Below are 19,002 nucleotides of genomic sequence, written 5' to 3'. Positions count from 1 at the left end.
CGTTCATCAAGTTTTTGCTTTTGCATTCTCATGATCCCACCTTACTTGAATCTCAACCTTGTTCTTGCTGCCATGCTCATAGTTCAGCAGTACGGTTTTCGATTTTGAATCCCATTTCCATTCGGCAGGTACAGTCTGGTGTTGATCTATGCTGCAAACGGATATGGGTTCAAATGGGCAATAGAATCTGGCGGTGGCCTGCATGTTGGTCGGACCCTTGGCTACACATTGAAAACCTGTATTCGTTATCGTCAGATCTTCAATTCTGGAAGAGGCAGAGATCAGGCCCACCTTGTCTTGCTGTGGCCTTCCGGCCGTAATGTCGTATAACAGTGCTTGCTCACCAGGAGCCAACCTTACTTCTTGCCGAACATGCAGGTCAGGATCGAACAAGTCCACCACCGGACCTGGGATAACCAGTGGTTCTTCGGATATGGACTCTTCCAGGACAGAGGCTATGATGTAGGGCCCACGTTTAATTTTAAAATAATGCTTGGCTTCCCAACGGAAGTTGGAATCCTGTAGTCTCTCCCATGTTTCTTTCACAGTCTGGCGAAGTTGATCTGCACTCGCTTTACTTGACGCACATGCAGCCGGATGTACAGGAAGCCAATGCACCGCCCCTTTGCCCACAGGGTGAAGCCCTTCCTGTTCTAACTTAAGCCCTAGCTGTTCAAACAAGTGCTCGCGTGGTGAGGGATATATGGTATGCGTGCTTTCCCTGCGCTGGTCATCATTCCACCAAGCCCGGATGTTGTGATAGGGGTCGCTGTCGTCTCCCACATAAATCAATGCACCACCATCCTGTACCCATTGGGCCAGTGCATAATGGATATCGGAGTGCTCCGGCTTCATGTACTCATAACTCAACAGCAGAACACGATATGGAGCTAGGTAATGTGGATAGCGCCTCACATTATCAAGCTGGACGGGTCTCACAGGTATTCCGTGTTTAAGCAATGGCAGGGCAAGCCCATAGAATGGAGAGAAATCCAGCAGCTCCGTGTCGCCATCCGCTTGGAAGCCTTCCGGATCTGTGCCGTCATACTTTGCAGCATTCGATGCCCCCAGCTCCGGCTTCATGCGCTGAAACATCGCTGAGTCGGCAATTAATACACCAATGCGGGGAGATTGACCTTCTGTTTCGACATTGTCTTGATCCATGTTGCCAAGCGTGTGCATGACATGCAGCAATGTCGTTGCATAGTCAGGTGGAATCCGCTCTTTATGCGTGCCTTCATCGGAAGGATAAGTTCCTTTGAAAATTCTTCGCGGCCAAGGTGCGACCTCGTAATGGGAAACCCCGGGATGAAGCAGGGAAGCAGCAACGGTCTTCAGGTAGTTCTGTTTATAGTCGGCCCATGTATAATTCGGATTGTCCTCGATAGGGTCATGCAGAAACCACATTCGTCTGTCTGTACCCCGCACAAGCTCTTGCATGACACCATATTCCAAGTAAGCGGTTTCAAAAGTGCGTTCTTTGCGCACCCCTTCATACACGTTCGGTGTTCGTGATGTCCCGGTCCAGATTTGTGCAATATATCCATCTACGGAGGGAAGCTCTATCAATCGAGACTGCGGGCTAACAATTCGCCACTGCGTATAATTGATCAGGCTGTGGGTCGGAACGTAGAATCGTAAGATGCGATTGTAACGTTTCAGAGCGTAATCTTTCATCTCGGTACACAATCGGTCTAACACACATGTGTATAAATACGCTTTCAATTTGGAAGCCCGAAACTGTGCATCGGGTGAGGAGTGAGGCGGACTCCAGGGTTCTTTGTAATATAACTGCCATTCTCTCTTAAACGATTCAGAGTACCCCCCATTTACCCAAAATTCAGGCTCCTCCAGATGGATCGCCTCCACGCCAGAATCAACAGCCGCACGGATGCGTTCAGCGATATATTTACCAAAGGAAACCGTTGGGACCATGTAAGGAATAATAGGTTCCTTCCCATGTACAATCATCTCGCCATCGCGATCCATCTGGGCTTCATCCCAGTGCGTTTCCCCGTCTACTTCCCCGTCCAGATAGTCGTTATAGGTCCCCCATGCTACTCCTGTCATTAAATGAACCACGTACCCTTTATCCTTCCATTCCTGAATACGTCGCGGCATCGTATCGTCCATTCCATAGACCATGACAAAATCCGTTTGCAGATCATAATCAGGATGATAGGGTGCTGATTCCTGGAATCCGGTTCGTTCTTCTTTCCGATCTCTAACCAAAGCTATGACCTCCCTGCCCCTGTTGGATTGGTCTGTCGTTGTAAATATTCACCATTTTACAAAATATAATATATATTAAGAATATATTCAATATGTTTTTATAAAATAAAAAAGTCCTTTCCGTACATCTACGGAAAAGACTTAAATTTAAGCATTCATATATAATGATTAGGGACATCTTCCAGTCGTTTGACGAACGACAAGTTCAGGTTCAATCAGAATTTTGCTGAAGCCCGTAATCTCGCGGTTATTCCGAATGACTTCTAGAAGCTGGTTGCCTGCTCGGATTCCCATCTCTCTCTCAAATTGCTTTACATGTGTAAAAATACTGAATTCCTCCACGATGGAAGTGGGGTCATCAAAGCTTACAATCGATACATCTTCGGGAATGCGAAGACCGGCTTGCTTAGCCATTTGATAGATCTGAACCCCCAGCCTGCCATTCAGCGATATATAAGCAGTCACCATTTTGTTGCTGATATATCGGTACAACGGATGGGCTTCGGCGTCTTTCAGAACAGACAGCGGTTTGAAATCTGTAATCATATGTGCAGGGTTAATCAATGCTTCTTTATCCTTCAGTGCTTCAATATAACCATCAATCCGTTCCTGGACAGTGACGGTTTGTAATGGAGAATCCGAGCAGATCGCTATATCACGATGTCCAAGCTCCCATAGATGTTCAACTGCCAGCTTCACGCCCAACCTTCCATCTGCCGCAATGTAATGGGTTTCGACGCCAGGCAAATATCGGTCAATCAGCAAAAAAGGGAAGCCGGATAACTTCATGCCGAGAATCTCCTCGTTATAGTTACCTTCATCCACAGGAAAGATTAAGAGCCCCTCAGTTCCAAGTGCCTTTAACTCCCTGATCGCATCCTTTTCTTTCTCGATGTTGCCATGCGTCAGCATGATCATGCTGCGATAACCTTCCTGATTGAGTGACTGCTCGATTCCTTCGATGAGTCGAATCGCAAAGTAGTCGTGAATCGTAGGCATGATCACCCCAATCATTCTTGTACTCGATCTGCCTCCCTTTACTGCCGGAGATTCAGAAAATGCGGGGTCTGCTGCATCTGTGCCTTCCGCGACAAAGCTTCCTTTCCCCGGGACGCGTGCAATCAATTTCTCGTTAGCCAAGCCTGTCAGGGCATTCACAACTGTAATTTTGCTGACGTTAAATCGATCCATGAGTTCCTTCTCTGTCGGTATTCGATCACCCGGCTTCATATTTTCGGAAGCAATGAATTTGCGGATGTAGTCTTGAATTTGTTGGTACAACGGTATTCTATCATTCGTACTCATGATAATCACATCACCAATTCATTCATTATATTTTTATATATAAAATATTTTTACACATATAAGTACAATAAACAACCGCATAATGCCTGTCAATCCTTCATTCCTTGACTCATCTTCTCTATTGGGGAGACAAACCATTTTTCTGGGCGCAGGTTCATCAGGTGTTGATTCCCTACTCTCGTGTGGCCATAAACTAATCGTGCTTGGTGATCCCTTAGGAAACAAAAGCCTTTTTGGTTCAGCGATTCAGGAATTCCAACATTAGAGTTGCAGTCCGCCCAGAATCAAAACTTCTGAATCGAATCTCGCTATGCAGCGCGGTGAAAAGTGGAGACGCCTAGGATTTTTTTTCGATGCGGCTATCCATCAAGACTTCCCGATCGCAGACTTAGGATTGAAACTCTTTTCCCCATACTCTTATAGAATCGATGATACTCGACAATTTATTTCCTTGTTCAGTGAGGGAGTATTCTACTTTGGGTGGCACAGTGTCATCTACTATCCTCTTCACAATTCCATCCGCCTCAAGTTCCCTGAGCTGTAAAGTCAACATCCGTTGTGTAATCCCTGGTATTAATCGTTTAAGTTCATTAAATCTGACCGATTTTTCGGATAAAATGTCGATAATGATTCCCTTCCATTTTCCTCCTATCATATGTAAAACCATTTCAACAGGACAAGCCTTTATAACCTCTTCACTGCAATCCCCATAATTTTTTAATCCATATCCCATATTGTCACTCCATTCATTAAGTTACAAAAATGTGCGTACTTATAAGTCTCAATCATTTCCACTATATTAACTATATCAAAAATGAAAGGAGATATATCATGGGTACAATGAGAGAATCTTAATGGCAGTCACAACTATAAGAATTAAATATATTTTCGTAGGTACAGGTTTTAGAAAACAGATTAGGGAGGCAATCTTATGAATAAATCCAAGATCGTATTAATTACAGGTGGCAATAAGGGTATTGGTTTTGAGACAGCAAGACAATTGGGAAACATGGGGTATGAGATTTTAATAGGAGCAAGAAGCGAAGAAAAAGGACAAGAGGCCGTAATGCACTTGGAAACGGAGAACATTAAAGCTAAAACGGTGGTTCTTGATGTCACAAAACCCAGCTCCGTTCTCTCCGCAGTAGAATGGATTGAACAAGAATATGGATACCTTGATATCTTGATTAATAATGCAGGCGTGTTTTTTGAAGGCACCACCTCTCCAAGTGAACTGGAACTGTCCGTTCTCAAGAATACTTTTGAGACAAACGTTTTCGGCGTATTTTCTGTCACGAAATCATTACTTCCCTTGCTCCAAAAATCTTCTGCCGGAAGAATCGTAAATCTTTCCAGCGGATTAGGTTCCTTAACTTTGAATTCAGACCCAACGTCGGAATTTTATAATGTGAATTCGCTCGCCTATAATAGTTCCAAAACGGCTGTAAATGCTTTAACTGTTTTCTTTGCTAAAGAATTAAGAGATACTCCTATTAAAATCAACTCGGTTTGCCCTGGATTTACAGCTACCGATTTAAATGGTAATAGTGGCTATCGCACAGTCGAACAAGCAGCTTCCAGTGTAGTTAAGCTCGCCACAATCAATAATGATGGTCCAACCGGTAGATTTTTTGATGAAAATGGAGTTGTGCCTTGGTAAACCATTTTACCCGAGCAATTTCTGAGTATTCCGTAAGTTATATGCAGTTTCCCAGTCCCATTCACCAGAGTAGCGGGAGTAGACTCTCTGTGTAGTCAACGGCTATAAGGGTCAAATTCATGTGCCTGACCAAGGACATGAACTTGACCCTTTAAATTGAAAAAAACGCGCCTAGAGCGGGTTTGTATCGGAATGGTCTTAGTGGTCAAACCCTCAATCCCTCCACCCGCATAGCAGGTGGTTTTTGTTTCGCGCGTTTCGCGCACTCAACTGGCTAAAGCCATAATAAAAGCCTGGGCGGCATACACCCAGACCTTTCACTTGGTTCTGGTTTACCATCCGATAGCCGCACCATCGCAGCGGGGGTCTGTGCCCCCGAGCAGGAAGCCATTGTCATCGATCATAGTGACATGCGCATGTCCCATGACTCTAGCAAAATCTTCAACTGTGTTGACCTTGTGTCCGGCTAGCCTTAAACGCTGCTGCACTTCTGCCGCGATTCGGTCCTCCACTCTCAATTCTTGTGTTGCCTCTCCCCATGTTCTTCCCCACACCCAGCGGGGTTCACGCACAGCGGTCTGGGGAGTCATACCATAGTCCACCATGCGAGTCAGCAGCGCGGTCTGAGTCTGGGGCTGACCTTCTCCTCCCTGGGTACCGTACAAAATATATGGCTTCCCATCACGGCAAGCCATCGCCGGCATCAGCGTATGAAAGGTTCTTTTGTCCGGTTCCAGCCTGTTCACATGCGACGGATCAAGGGAGAAGAATGAGCCTCGGTTCTGCAGCAATATACCGGTGTCTCCCCCAACCACAGCCGAGCCGAATTCAAAATAGAGACTTTGGATAAATGACACAGCATTCCCCTCGCTGTCTACTACTGCCGCATATGCCGTATCATGACCTACCGGCTGGGTATCCATGGGCAGAGCTCGCTCCATATCGATGCAGGCCGCCAGCTTCGCAGCATAGGATTTGGATAGCAGTCGGTCCAACGGAATGGAGGAAAATTGTGGGTCTGTCAAATAACGATCACGGTCACGGAAGCTCAGCTTCAGCGCCTCCACGAGCAAGTGATAGTACTCATAGGAACCGTGCTCTATATTCTCCAAATCAAACTGTTCTATAATTTGAAGCGCCATTATACCGGTAAAGCCCTGTGAATTCGGTGGGACTTGATAAAGATCAAGCCCTCGGTAACTCCCTTTGATCGGCTCCACCCATTCACCTCTGTGTCTCGCAAAGTCCTCCAGTGTCAGTAGACCTCCCTGCTCCTTAAGTGAGCGAACAATCTCCTGACCAACACTGCCTGAATAAAATACATCACGACCTTGATCCGCAACCTGGAGCAGGCTGCTTCCCAAAGCAGACTGCACAAAGCGGCTGCCTTGCTCCGGAACCTTGCCTCCAGGCAGATAGATGGCGGCAGTCTGTGGATAAGCTGCCAGCACATCGAAACGCTCAGCCGTATTGACATGCTGGTCCGGCGATAGCGGGAAGCCTTCCAGCGCATAACGGATCGCGGGCTCAAGCACCTCCGCCAGCGTCTTCGAGCCATATTCCTGTAATATGGCATCCCAACCGTCCACCATACCCGGCACGGTAATGACGCTTCGGGGTCCCCGCTGCGGGATGGCTGATTCGCCGGCAAAGCAGGCCGCGGTAATCCGACTGCCCGAACGTCCACTCGCGTTATATGCCCTGACCTTTCTCTCTTCGGTGCTATAGGTCAGCCAGAAGGAATCACCTCCCAGCCCCGTCATATGGGGGTATACGACGGCAAGACAGGCGCTCACCGCCACGGCGGCATCAAAGGCGTTACCTCCCTGCTGCAAAATACGCGATCCTGCCGCGCTGGCCAAAGAGTGAGGACTGACTACCATCGTCTGTGTGCCTGTGACTTGTGGAACCATCTTGCCACCTTCTTTCTCTTCTATGTTCAACTGAGGGTAATTCCTGTTTGTTGCTAATCATGTTACCAGTTCAGACGCGAATGCCTGAGCGGTATGCAAAGCAGACTGCCATCTGCCGGAGGCATACACCCAGCGACTCATTTTTGTACCTGATAACAGCTGCGTCACATCCGAAGCATCCGTGACAACAAAGTTGCACTCATACCCTTCTTCTATTCCATACTCGTCGCAGCCCGTGATTCCAGCAGGTATATCCGTGATCATCCGCAGCAGCTGTACGAAATCCCGTTCACTGCCCATATGGGCAGCATATGATGTGATTTGTGCAATCTGTATCAGATCCCCGCGACCGAACGGATGGAATGGGTCTTGAATATTGTCGGAGGCAGCAGCAAGCGGAATGCCTTCTGCAAGCAGCTCGCGAATGCGTGTTGTGCCCCGTCTTACCAGGCCGTGATCTTCCCGTCCTTGAAGATACAGGTTCACCGCAGGCAGCGTTACCGCGTTCAGACCGGCTTCCTTCATCTTCGCCATCACATACTGTGCATCTTTTTCCGTCATTGCGGACAATGAGCACAGATGATCTGCCGTCACTCTGCCCTGATAACCGTAGCGAATCGTATGCTCAGCGATGCTCAGCACGGTTTTTTTTCCGGGATGATCACTTTCATCAGCATGCAGATCAATGGGTACACCGAAACGTTCTGCTATACGAAAAATCCTGCTAATCTCTCCTTCAGAGTCATCTGCCAGATGAGGGGCTCCGCCAAGTACATCAATTCCCATCCGCAGTGCTTCCTCGATGGCCTCATCCGCAGCTTCATGATTGCCACGGAACGGAACCATGAGCGCATATTGGATAGCCATATTACCCTTCAACTTCTCCCGTACTTCCAAGGCTGCCTCAATTGTCCGAAAGGCCACCTCTCTCCCCAAATGAACAGGGAAGTCGAGGTGGCTCCTTATGGTCGTGGTCCCGTAGCTCAGTGCCATTCTGGCAGCCGTCAGCATGCGTTCCGCTAACTGCTCCTTGCTGAATGTCTGTACAGCCTGGCTGTAATTAAGAATAGCTTCATGAAGTGTACCGGATCGATTCGACACCTGCTCAAGCGAGAAGGCCTTATCCAGATGCATATGACAGTCAACCAGGCCAGGAAGCATCATGCCGCCCTGCAGATCGATGCAATCTGCGTCTGCGAGCCGTTTCAGATCCGATCCAGCCTGATGCGGGACCATCAGACGGGAAGCGCCGCTTTCCCATGCATCAAGGAAATCATCTTGCCGACGGATGCTAACCCATTTTCCAACCTCCGCCTTTAGTTCATAAAGACCAAGGTCTTTCCGGTGCGGAAGGCATACATTAATGAAACGCAGCCCTGCACTCATTGTGCGGTAGCCAGCGCCTGAAGCACGGCCAGATCCTCCTCGTCAAGCTTGGTGGCCGGACCCGCTTTGATCATATCCGAGAACATTTCGTCCGGTACCATGGTCGTCAGACAATACAGACGTGTGCTGCCCGTGTTAATAATATCGTGATGGTTGCCCGGTGGAATGATAATGAACGAGCCTTGGCGGACCGGAGTCTCATACTCGCTGCCAACTTTGGCTAGCCCCTCCCCTTTTAACACATAAAAATATTCATAAGCTTCCCGGTGTTCATTGGATGGAGTTCTGCCTCCAACCTCGAAGATCTCCACAAATGAAGTGAAAGGAACCTGCTCCCTGTCGCACAGCAGGATGAACTTATTCGTATCCTGTGCGGAAATTTTGTGGACGGGACAATTCTCAAAGTTACCAGCAACCAGACCTGGAATGTTCACCATATACATTCAACCTCACTTTGATTGATTTTAATTTATGCTTCGCTTTTTATCTTTTTACCGGTAGCCTCAAACAGGATATGTCCTGTTCTGTACTGCGAACAGCTGTGGTAGCAATTTTCAACCCACCTGTTCCCGTGCTGTTCATCTCGTCTCTAACACCGTTTGGATGCCGGGCGAATAACGGGAAGGCGCTGCCTGTCAACTCAAGCCGGACATACGAGCCAGCCGGAAGGGTGGCCGCCAAGGGACGCAGCCGGATCTGCGCTGTTCTCCATTCATTGGAAGCATCTGCTCCTTCACTGCAGATTTCCGTGCGACCCACACTCAGTAGCCGGGCCGTTCCTTTCTCGGATACGGTGGTGAGGATGGCTACCAGATCCGTCGGACCTCCCAATGTTTGGTACTGCACGGATAACTCCGGGGACCCAAAAATCGGGATATCCTCTGCAAGCGGCCCTCCCGTATATACCAGAATTTCTTGCCGTTCCTGAATGGCAGCTCGGTCCGACGGCAGGTAAGAGTCCAGGCGCATCGGCAGACGTGAGTCGTACACGAATACATCCGGCACAGCTTCCTCTACATCTTCCTTATGCTTTTCGAGTCTCCCCCCTCCTGCCGCACCATTCGCCGGGGTCTGTGACCCGGACAGATAAAACCATTCGGACGGAGAGGCCCCATCCTCATATAGAGAAGGCAGCTGTTCTCCCGTATGCCATTCATGACTCAATTGGTCAAAATATCGGATCGGCAGTTCACCAGACAGTTCCATGTCTTCCTTGCCCTTCAGCCAATAATCAAACCAGCGCAGCTGCTCCAGATGATGATCACCATCCGCCTGCTCGCCATGATCGATTCCGCCCGCTCTTCGCCCCCATGGAATATGGGCCCACGGGCCGACAATGAGCCGATGAAAGCAATCCGGTGTGGCCGTAGCTTGCAGAGCTTCGAACGACTGTAACGTGCCCATGAGGAAACCGTCATACCATCCCCCAATATGAAGCGCCGGCACGGGTTCCTTTACGATATCGTTGATCCAGTTCATCTGCTCCCAGTACTCATCGTACGCTTGATGATCGATCCAATCATAAAATGAGGGAAAGTATTGCTCCAGAATTGGATGTCTTTCATTCAATGGCATTTTCCAAAGCATCTCATCGGGGCTGCGCATGAGTCGTGAGCATTGCTCTGCCGTTTCGAAGTCACCCGCTCTTTGTGCCGTGTCACGAGCCAGTTGGAAAGCCCACGGCAGATGGTTGCCAAGTGCGAAGGAGCCATGTGGATAAAACAAGCCATGATACATGTCTGCCGGACACATGCTCGGTGCAATCGCCTTGAGCGCAGGAGGGTGAAGGGAAGCTGCTGCCCATTGTGTTAGCCCTTGATAAGAGAAACCGTACATGCCTACGTTCCCGGTCGAGCCGGACAGACTGGCTGCCCATTCGATGGTATCAAATCCGTCCTCTGCTTCTTGAACAAACGGATTAAATTCGCCTTCCGACTCGCCCCGCCCTCTGACATCCTGGATTACCACGATATATCCCTTACTTGCATACCAGACGGGGTGGGCATGCGTAACGGTAGAAGCAATCGACCGTCCGTAGGGCTGGCGCATCAGCAGCACAGGATATTCTCCTGTCTCGTCCGGCAGGTATATATCTGAATACAACGTTATGCCGTCGCGCATCGTGCAAGGGACCTTTCGGCGGATGACTACATTTCCAAATTTCATGCAACTCGCTCCTTTGCTGTAGATACGGATTGACTAGTAAAATCCGCATGTCACGTTAACTGCTGCAGGCTGCGCCATTCTTCCGTCACCCGTTGATCAGATACCGCTAACTGCCGAACGCTTTAATTTCTCCTGATTCAAAATTCCCTTCGGGTCATTGCGATGTTTGATTTCCCACAAACGATCATGGGCGTACGATCGCCCGCCTTCCTTCAAATCCCATGTATGCGGATTGTTGACGATAACGCGGTTTTTCTCGTAACATTCCATCAGCTGATTCAGGTTTTCCTCCGTTGTGAAGGGAACCAGCGGCAAGCCGGAGATCAGCAAATTTCCGTTTTGCCGGGCAAACTCGATATGATTCATCACTTCCGGATATTCCTTTTTCATTGATGAGATTTGCTCAAGGGCACTGGAGGGGTCAAAATTGAGCTGCAGGTAAGTCAAGTCAGGATCTGCCTTGCGCGCCCACAAAGTTGTATGATTCCATGTGAAATCGGAGACACCTACACCTTTGTGATACTGTTCGGCAGAGACCTTCATAGCCAAGTGCCCTCCATACTCCGATAGGATACGTTCAAGCTGGGATTCGTTGGCTGTATCCACTTCCAGTAATGCGACAGCATGGTCAGCGGGGAGATCAAGCGGAAGAAAATAGGATGGTACCGGCCATTCATGGATGGAAATTAGCCGTTTCACCAAGGAATTGTCCTCAGCTACCGACTGCCCGAAGCGAAAAGCCTGTTCAAAACGGTCAAAGGTCACTGCCCATTGCATCCATTCCACTCGGGGAGCCAGATTGATTTCCACTTCGGACAAAATGCCGATTGTACCGTAAGTATGCAGGTAAGGCAGCACTTCGTCCCCCTGGAGCTCAATGGTACGGGGATGAACCTCAACAGTCTTGATTTTTAGAGAACGTACCAGCCCATCCCAGATCGTTCCCCAGCTGATCGAACCGATGCCGCCAAAACCGCCGCATAAAAAACCGCCGATCGTCGCGGATTGAAAGGTGGAAGGCATCGTACGCAGCTCGTAACCTGCCTTGCGGGCAGTAGATTCCATTTTGCCGAGTCTGGCCCCGGCCTGGATCCGCATCGTGCCTTCTCCCATTTCGAGCACCTTGTTGTATTTGGCCAGATTCAGGACGATTCCGCCTGTGACCGGAACACATTGGCCATAGTTGCCGGTGCCGTTCCCCCTGATGGTTAGCGGAACTCCCAGCTCTGCTGCTATGGAGAGCAGATCGTCAAGTTCTTCCTCGGTGCGCGGACTGGCGATGCACTCGGCGACCTTACCCTGCAGCTGACTGGCCAGCACAGGAGAGAAGTGATGATAATCCATCGAATATTTGGCAAGCGCCGCCTCCTCCCAATGCAGCAATTCCGGATCCATGCGTTCTTTCAATACGGTTATCCAATGTTCATTCATTCGGTTCCCCTCCCGTATGTTGTAATACTGATCTCATTAAAGGAATCTCTTAGGAATTCGGCAAGAACTCATCCGTAAATACTTTGCTGACATCAGGCTCCTCTTTCAATGCCCCAATCTCCTTAAGCTGCTTTCCGAGCTCCGTCCAGCGTTCCTCTGTCATGTAGCCAACACCATGTGTCGCCGCATCACCTTCATATACAAACGGGATAAGCGCTTCTGCGGCATAGTTCAGCTTTTCTTTCGTAAAATCAGGGTTTTCCTTTAAAATGACGTCATTCACGGTATCATAATTGGTTTTGTAATAATCCCAGCCCTTCATCGAAGCCTCGACATAACCACGCACAATATCAGGATGATCCTGGATATACTGCTCCGTGGTGAACAGCACATTGGAATACGGGTTATAACCGGCATCCGCCAGTAGCAGGAAATCAATGTCTACATTCTGCTGCTTCATCTCGTACGGCTCACTGGTTACATATCCCTGAATGGCAACCGTTTCATCGGCTACAAAAGGAGCCAAAGAACCGGTATAAGCCAATTCCTTCACGTTACCCAATTGGTATTTACTCTTCACAAAATCCCAAAACACCGAGCCTGTCCCCACGTATACGGAGCGGTTGTTCAAATCGGCCAGGGAGGACATGTTCTGATTGGCATGAACCATAAGTCCCTGCGGGCTTTTCTGGAATATCGTTGCAATCGCAACAAGAGGGATTCCTTCTTCACGAGCGACCAGCAATTGATCCGCTGTTGCCAGTCCGAACTGCGCCTTGCCTGAAGCCACAATCTGTGTTGGAGACACCTGCGGCCCACCTGCCTGGATGGTCATATCGAGACCAGCCTCATTGTAATATCCTTGTTCCTTTGCCGCATACAGACCCCCGTGCTCTGCTTGTGCAAACCAGTTCGTCACCTGTGTAATTGCCATGAGTTCCTCGCTTCCCCCTGCAGCAGAGGCATTCTCAGCCGTTGGCTGATTCCCGCAAGCCGCCAGCAATGTGGATAAGGAAAGTATTGCTGCAAGTAAAACGACAGTTCCCTTTTGTCTGTACTTGTTCATCTCATTACCACTCCCCAAGGAAAATTACTGATGATTTATACGACTTCTCCTACCGGATTTCGAAGCGTCATAAAGCCACTGATTCTACACTCGGCCACATCTCCTTGCTGAATCCGGACGGACCCGGGTGTGCCTGTCATGATCACATCACCCGGATAGAGAGTCATCATCTGTGAAAAATACGAGACAATGAACCATGGATGATACATCATGCGAGACACCGTATTGCTATGAATAACCTCATCATTCAACACCGTTTCAACGACGAGGCTCTGCAGATCACTTATTTCATCAGGTGTTATTAGTTGTGGTCCGAGACTGAAGAATGTATCGAATACCTTGGATCGCTGCAGGAATCTCGGGTTCCGTGCGTGAATGTCCTGGTTAGTCATATCCAGCGTTGCGGCAAAACCTGCAATGACCTCCTGCGCACGTTCTTCCGGCACATTTTTGCAGGTTCGGCCGATGATAATGCCAAGCTCTGCTTCTGATGTCACATTCACATCCTGAGCCGTCAGCTGGATATACTCTTCCGGCCCGATCAGGCTTGAGTCCGGCTTCATGAAGCAGACTGGCTCACGCTCTGGAGGAGTGGATGCGAGATCGATTGCTTTTTGCACATAATTCATGCCAATTCCCCATATTTTACGAGGGTGGCGGAAGAGCGGAGCAGCTATGGCTCCTTCTGAAGGTATGAAAGGTATTGATGAAACTGCTCTATCCCCGTGCTTCTGATACCACTGGATTAGCTCCTCTAGCTGGCCTTGCTGCAAAATCTCCATAACGGAGGTGCCCCATGTGCTTCCTTCCGCCCTGTTGATCTCATGCAGAAGAAAGAATTGTTCCGCATGTTCAATCGCGGCCTGTTCGCCATCGCCGTATTTCAGACTGACGAGCTTCACAGGGTGCTTCCTGCTGGCTGTTGAACCGGTTCGGTCCTGCGGACATCGGTGATTTCAAAATCACACAGTTCCTCCAGCGCCTCTGACAAAATCGTTGAGATTCTATCCTGAATAATGCTGCCTTTCTCAGGCGTGGCCGTCGTAGCATCACCAGCAATGCCGGTAGCGGAGATATCAGCCATCTTCCAGGCGAAACGAATTTTCCCTTCTAATGTAAGAAAGCGGTAAGAGGACATATCAGGAAGCTCTTTGACGAGGAACTCCTTGTCCACCCAGTCCGGTTTGATGGACATCACGAGAGAGGTCTCATAATCACCACCATGAATACCGTATTCCAGCTCCTCGGAAGACAGGAGATCCTCTGCCACATTCAGACTGCCGGGACTGAGATAGAAAACCATCATCCCCGTTCTGATCCGTATTTCTCGTGATACCGTATTTAGCAAATCCGCGTTGCCGCCATGGGTGTTAAACAACAGTAACTTGCGAAAACCACTAGCCTTCAGACTTTCTGCAATGTCCAGCATGATGGCATGCAGTGTGCTCGCAGATAAGGAAATCGTGCCCGGAAGTCCGATATGTTCATTGCTTTTGCCATACGAGACCGGAGGCAGCAGCCAGATTTCTTTATCCGCCCGCACCCGCTCCAGCGTTTGTGATAATGTCGCTTCCCCAATCAAAGTGTCCGTATATACAGGCAGATGGGGGCCATGCTGCTCCACAGCTCCGACTGGGAGAATAATCAGCGCCTTATCCTTTGGCAGTTCTTGAACCTGTTTGCTTGTCAGACGGGGCAAAAATCGTTCCTCCCACGCTGTTCCTTCATATCGTTGAAACATAACAGACACCCTTTCTCCTGAGGCTTTATTGTTTATACGTGTAACTTCATGTTCATATATCGAATGATGCTCTTATCCTTTTACTTCTGAATTTATTGCTGAAAGAAAGGATGTGGCCCATTCCAGCAGACGTTGATCTTGTCCCGGACCGGCAATGATCGAAATACCGACCGGGCAGCCCAGTACCTCCGCAGCGGGAATCGTAAGCTGCGGCAGACCCGACAAGCCGGAAATGCAGGTTAAACGCATCGTTTTCACTCTTCGTTCTTCAATTAAAGGCCCGCCCAAGCCCAACTTCGGGGCCGCTCCAGTCGTCGTCGGAATCACAAGCACCGTATCCGTTCTGAGTAGGTCAGCCATGTGCTTGCACACCTCAACCCGGCGTTTGGCTGCCTTCTCCTGATCGGCACGTTCAACGGTGCTTGCCCAGGAGAATCGCCCGGCCGTATCTGGTCCGAAGGTCGGCTGCTCACGTTCAATCCACGCCCCATGCTCCTGCCATATTTCATAACCCTGGATCGTCCTGAACATGGTCATCCATTCAGGTAGACCCTGAGGGGCGATGCGAACAGTTTCATGGCTCGCAGCCATGCCGCACAGCAACTTCAGGTAAGGGGTAAGCGCCTCTTTGCTCTCCGTGTCAGCAAGCTCCCACGCATCCTCACCGATGAGCACCCGGCTGAAGCCTGTACCCGAGTCTGTCTGCGGCAAAAGCACTTCTCCTACCCGGCACAGCGTTTCGAGATCACGTGCCATCCAGCCGATGGTGTCGAAGCTGGGAGCGAGTGGGATAACGCCTTTCGCGGAGACAAGGCCATGCGATGGACGCATTCCATAAATTCCACAGTACGAAGATGGAACACGGACCGATCCTCCCGTATCCGTTCCAAGGGAGAAGTCAGCAAGCCCAGCGGCGACGGCAACCGCCGATCCGCTCGATGAACCGCCAGGGATGCGATCGGGAGCCCTTGGATTCACTGGTGTTCCATAATGAACATTTTCACCATTCAAGCTGAACATCAGCTCATCCGTATGCGTCATGCCCGTTAGCCTTGCTCCTTGCTGCAATAACAGGTTGAGCGTTTCCGCGTGTTCCGCCTCGGGTCCATGCGTCTGGAGCCAACACGGATTACCCGCGCCATTTGTATTGCCACGGACGGCATATACATCCTTGACCATATAGCTGAGTCCGTTCAGCCTACCCTGTCCTGTCGGTTCAACGATCACCTGGTTGACAATGGCGTTCCATTGGTCCTTCATTTCTTCATCCCATCCTTCCGCTCAGCCTTCTAAGGATGCCAGCTCTTCCGAGGTATTCCTCTCTATAGGAGTCGCTCCCCCGCTCAGCTCTTGTACCAACCAGGTGGAATCCGCAACGAAGCCATAACATTGCTTGATATTGTACAATGTCGCTTCTATGCAGAAATCCGGGGAGCTTGTTGCCGAGCAATCCTCCAGAAGTATGCCGTCATATCCGAGACAAGCCGCGTCCTGCAGTGTATGCATGACACACTGATCGAGATTTACTCCGGCAAACAATACCGTTTGAATATTGAGATTGCGTAGAATACTGTCCAGTGGTGTATCCCAAAACCCGCTCATGCGATATTTATCCACATAGATATCATCGGGGGACGAATCCAGACCATCGACAATGGCCGTTCCCCAACTGCCTTTCTCCAGCACCTTGGAGCCGTTCCCCGGCAGCGGGTCCCCGATGCCGTTGCCTCGCCCATCCGAATTGTATACATGAAGCACGGATGGCGGCACGTTCATTCGGTCTTCCCGATTGCCCCAGTTCACCCATATCACAGGCACTCCCGCTTTGCGTAGCTCGGGCATCAGTCGGTTCAGCCGGCTGACCGGGTTAAGGAGTGGAGAGGTATCGACCCCAATGGAATCCAGCCATCCACCCGGTGAACAGAAATCATTCTGCATATCGATGACAATAACTGCCGTATGGTCGAGATCAAATATGACTTCCTGCGGCTGTGCAGGGAGGGTTACTGACTTGCCGTACTTTTGCGTTCGCCTCAGATCCACCAGCGTTTCGGACACTTGCCAATAGCTCTTTCGATTTCCAAGTTTGAACATATTAAGTCCCCTCATTTTTTCTGAAATTTCTGATTTGAAGCTTCACATTACTTTTGGTTCAGGTCTATGGCTTCATCAGATACTCCGTTGTAAACGCCTGGGTAACATCTAGTGATTTCGTTAATCCTCCGCCCTTGATCATCTGATCCTGCAAGGTGCTCCAGCGTTCCTTTGTCATATAACCAACACCATTTGCTTCGGAATCCTTGTTAAGAATAAAGGGTTTTTCCTGCACTGCTTCATAATTCATTGCTTCTACCGTCATATCGGGATTGTAGGTTTGGATAAACGGGTTTACCTTTTCATAGTTGTCCAGATAATAGCTCCAACCTTTCTGACTTGCCTGCACCACAGCTTCAACAACATCAGGGTGCTCTTTAAGGTAATCTTCCGTCGTAAAAAGAACGTCTGCATAGTTCGCATAACCGGAATCGGCGATTTTCAGATAGTCCACCTCAACCCCCTGCTGAGAAAGTGCGTAAGGCTCATTCGTGATGTAACCCTGATTGAGCGAACTGGGATCATTGATAAAATTGACCAGCTGTCCGTTATACTTCATTTCTTTTACATCTGTCAGATTGTATTGGCTCTTGATATATTCCCAGTAAGGCACCGCTGTACCGATGTATACGGTTTTGCCGTTCAGGTCTGCGAAATCCTGAATGTTCTCCCCCTTGTGGTACATCAGAACCTGCGGTGTGCTTTGGAAACCGGCAAGGATACCGACAACAGGGATTCCCTGTTCCCGCGCCTTCAGAATTTCATCCGCATACGAGATACCGAATTCAGCTTTGCCTGCAGCGACAAGCTGCATGGTTGACACCTCGGGGCCTCCTGGCTGAATCGTCATGTCTATGCCCTTGTCCTTATAAAAGTTCTGCTGCAATGCCGCAAAATAGCCTCCATCTTCCCCTTTGGCGTACCAGCCCTCGATCAGTTTCACCTGCTTCAAATCTGTTCCCGCTTCCCCTCCCGCCGAGGCGGCGGATTCTAGAGCGGAGGAATTGGAGCATGCGTTTAGAAGCAGTAGGATCAAAGAAGCAGCCGACAGCAGCCATTTCTTGTAACGAAAGTTCATATGATGTTTGGACATGTTGGATCTTCTCCCCCGGTTCTGGTATCATTTCATTGCTGATTCATGCCAGGACTTCAAAAGTTTGTTCGACACCATGTTGATGATCAGGAAAAATGCGATTCCTAGGGCAGATGCCGCTAAACCGCAGGCGAACAGATAAGGCGTTTGCAGGCGGGTTGCCGCAACAGTAATCCCGTAACCGAGTCCGCCTTGTCCGCCACCAATGCCTGCAATGTATTCACCCACGATCGCTCCGACAACCGAACTGGAGCATGAAATTTTCAGTCCTGCCATAATGTATGGAAGTGCCGCTGGAAATCTCAGCCTCCAAATGGTTTGCAGCTTGCTTGCATTATACAAATAGAATAAATTCTTCATGTTCTGATCCGTTGAATTCAATCCGATCAGCGTATTTGATAAAATCGGGAAAAAGCTAATTAAGAATGAAATGATCACAATGGCATTTATTCCCGCTCCGAACCAGATCACTATGATTGGCGCTACCGCAACGACCGGAATAGTCTGTAGGATAATAGCGTAGGGATATACGCTTTTTTCCACTGTTTTGGAAAGGGCCAGTAGAATGGCCAATGAAATACCGAGCACGACACTGATCGTAAAACCGATCAACGCCTCAACAATGGTTGTGCTTACTGATGTAATCAGATTCGCACTGTTCTCAGCAGCGGCTGCGGCAATATCGGATGGCTTGGGCAAGATATATGGGGGCATTCCGAATATCCGCACGATTAATTCCCATCCACCGATAAACAGGACAAACACGACGATTGGCGGCAGAATTTTTTTCAGCAGTCCAATGATTGGGCTCTCTTCTGCCGGATGATGGCTGCGGGCATTGTCCTTCCCAGAAGCTCGGATACCTGGTGTTGTTTCAACGGCTGGATTAGCTACCATCTCTTCCATGTTGCTTCC

General features: G+C 49.3%; 16 protein-coding genes. 1 reads left to right on the top strand and 15 read right to left on the bottom strand.

Going from position 1 to position 19,002, the window contains the following annotated elements:
• Nucleotides 1–6: 6 nt before the first annotated feature.
• From NLBNIHML_RS03445 to NLBNIHML_RS03435, 3 genes are all read right to left on the bottom strand, one after another.
• A complete protein-coding gene (locus NLBNIHML_RS03445) occupies nt 7–2,232 on the bottom strand; it encodes a hypothetical protein (protein WP_494353782.1) in 2,226 nt (741 codons plus the stop codon).
• A 168-nt stretch (nt 2,233–2,400) separates the two neighbouring features.
• Nucleotides 2,401–3,537: a GntR family transcriptional regulator gene (locus tag NLBNIHML_RS03440; RefSeq protein WP_494353781.1), complete on the bottom strand. Its 1,137-nt coding sequence runs from the start codon at nt 3,535–3,537 to the stop codon at nt 2,401–2,403.
• 388 nt (nt 3,538–3,925) lie between these two features.
• On the bottom strand, nt 3,926–4,270 hold the full coding sequence (locus NLBNIHML_RS03435) for a winged helix-turn-helix transcriptional regulator (RefSeq protein ID WP_307534208.1): 345 nt from the start codon (nt 4,268–4,270) through the stop codon (nt 3,926–3,928).
• Between the two features lie 198 nt (nt 4,271–4,468).
• Between NLBNIHML_RS03435 and NLBNIHML_RS03430 the strand changes: the two genes are divergently transcribed.
• A complete protein-coding gene (locus NLBNIHML_RS03430; RefSeq protein WP_494353780.1) occupies nt 4,469–5,197 on the top strand; it encodes an SDR family oxidoreductase in 729 nt (242 codons plus the stop codon).
• A 332-nt stretch (nt 5,198–5,529) separates the two neighbouring features.
• Here the strand turns inward: NLBNIHML_RS03430 and ggt are convergent, their stop codons facing one another.
• The 12 genes from ggt to NLBNIHML_RS03370 form a co-directional block, all read right to left on the bottom strand.
• The gene (ggt, locus tag NLBNIHML_RS03425; RefSeq protein WP_494354665.1) at nt 5,530–7,110 is read right to left on the bottom strand and encodes a gamma-glutamyltransferase; all 1,581 of its coding nucleotides are present in this window, start codon (nt 7,108–7,110) and stop codon (nt 5,530–5,532) included.
• Between the two features lie 57 nt (nt 7,111–7,167).
• Nucleotides 7,168–8,496, bottom strand: coding sequence for an amidohydrolase family protein (locus NLBNIHML_RS03420; RefSeq protein WP_494353779.1), 1,329 nt, complete (start codon nt 8,494–8,496; stop codon nt 7,168–7,170).
• Nucleotides 8,493–8,933 (bottom strand): cupin domain-containing protein, encoded by a 441-nt coding sequence (locus tag NLBNIHML_RS03415; RefSeq protein ID WP_339255541.1) that lies wholly within the window; start codon nt 8,931–8,933, stop codon nt 8,493–8,495. The genes NLBNIHML_RS03420 and NLBNIHML_RS03415 overlap by 4 nt, the downstream gene beginning before the upstream one ends.
• Nucleotides 8,934–8,979: 46 nt before the next feature.
• Nucleotides 8,980–10,662 (bottom strand): CocE/NonD family hydrolase, encoded by a 1,683-nt coding sequence (locus NLBNIHML_RS03410; protein ID WP_339255539.1) that lies wholly within the window; start codon nt 10,660–10,662, stop codon nt 8,980–8,982.
• Nucleotides 10,663–10,758: 96 nt separating this feature from the next.
• Nucleotides 10,759–12,093, bottom strand: a complete 1,335-nt coding sequence (locus tag NLBNIHML_RS03405; RefSeq protein ID WP_494353778.1) for an FAD-binding oxidoreductase — start codon at nt 12,091–12,093, stop codon at nt 10,759–10,761.
• A 49-nt stretch (nt 12,094–12,142) separates the two neighbouring features.
• On the bottom strand, nt 12,143–13,159 hold the full coding sequence (locus NLBNIHML_RS03400) for an ABC transporter substrate-binding protein (RefSeq protein WP_339255535.1): 1,017 nt from the start codon (nt 13,157–13,159) through the stop codon (nt 12,143–12,145).
• A gap of 35 nt (nt 13,160–13,194) precedes the next feature.
• Nucleotides 13,195–14,061, bottom strand: a complete 867-nt coding sequence (locus NLBNIHML_RS03395; protein ID WP_339255533.1) for a fumarylacetoacetate hydrolase family protein — start codon at nt 14,059–14,061, stop codon at nt 13,195–13,197.
• Nucleotides 14,058–14,900 (bottom strand): creatininase family protein, encoded by an 843-nt coding sequence (locus NLBNIHML_RS03390; protein ID WP_339255531.1) that lies wholly within the window; start codon nt 14,898–14,900, stop codon nt 14,058–14,060. Before NLBNIHML_RS03390 ends, NLBNIHML_RS03395 begins: the two co-directional genes overlap by 4 nt.
• A 72-nt stretch (nt 14,901–14,972) precedes the next feature.
• A complete protein-coding gene (locus NLBNIHML_RS03385; protein ID WP_339255529.1) occupies nt 14,973–16,160 on the bottom strand; it encodes an amidase in 1,188 nt (395 codons plus the stop codon).
• 21 nt (nt 16,161–16,181) lie between these two features.
• Nucleotides 16,182–16,994: a cysteine hydrolase family protein gene (locus NLBNIHML_RS03380; RefSeq protein WP_494353777.1), complete on the bottom strand. Its 813-nt coding sequence runs from the start codon at nt 16,992–16,994 to the stop codon at nt 16,182–16,184.
• A 64-nt stretch (nt 16,995–17,058) separates the two neighbouring features.
• Entirely contained in the window at nt 17,059–18,087 is a 1,029-nt protein-coding gene (locus NLBNIHML_RS03375; RefSeq protein ID WP_494353776.1) for an ABC transporter substrate-binding protein, read from the bottom strand.
• 27 nt (nt 18,088–18,114) lie between these two features.
• Complete coding sequence (locus NLBNIHML_RS03370) at nt 18,115–18,993, bottom strand: ABC transporter permease (RefSeq protein WP_494353775.1); 879 nt, start codon at nt 18,991–18,993, stop codon at nt 18,115–18,117.
• Nucleotides 18,994–19,002: the final 9 nt, after the last annotated feature.

It is taken from the genome of Paenibacillus sp. JNU01 (assembly GCF_059130585.1).
The sequence above is the reverse complement of the archived record's forward strand: the minus strand, read 5'-3'. Positions and strand labels throughout refer to the sequence as shown.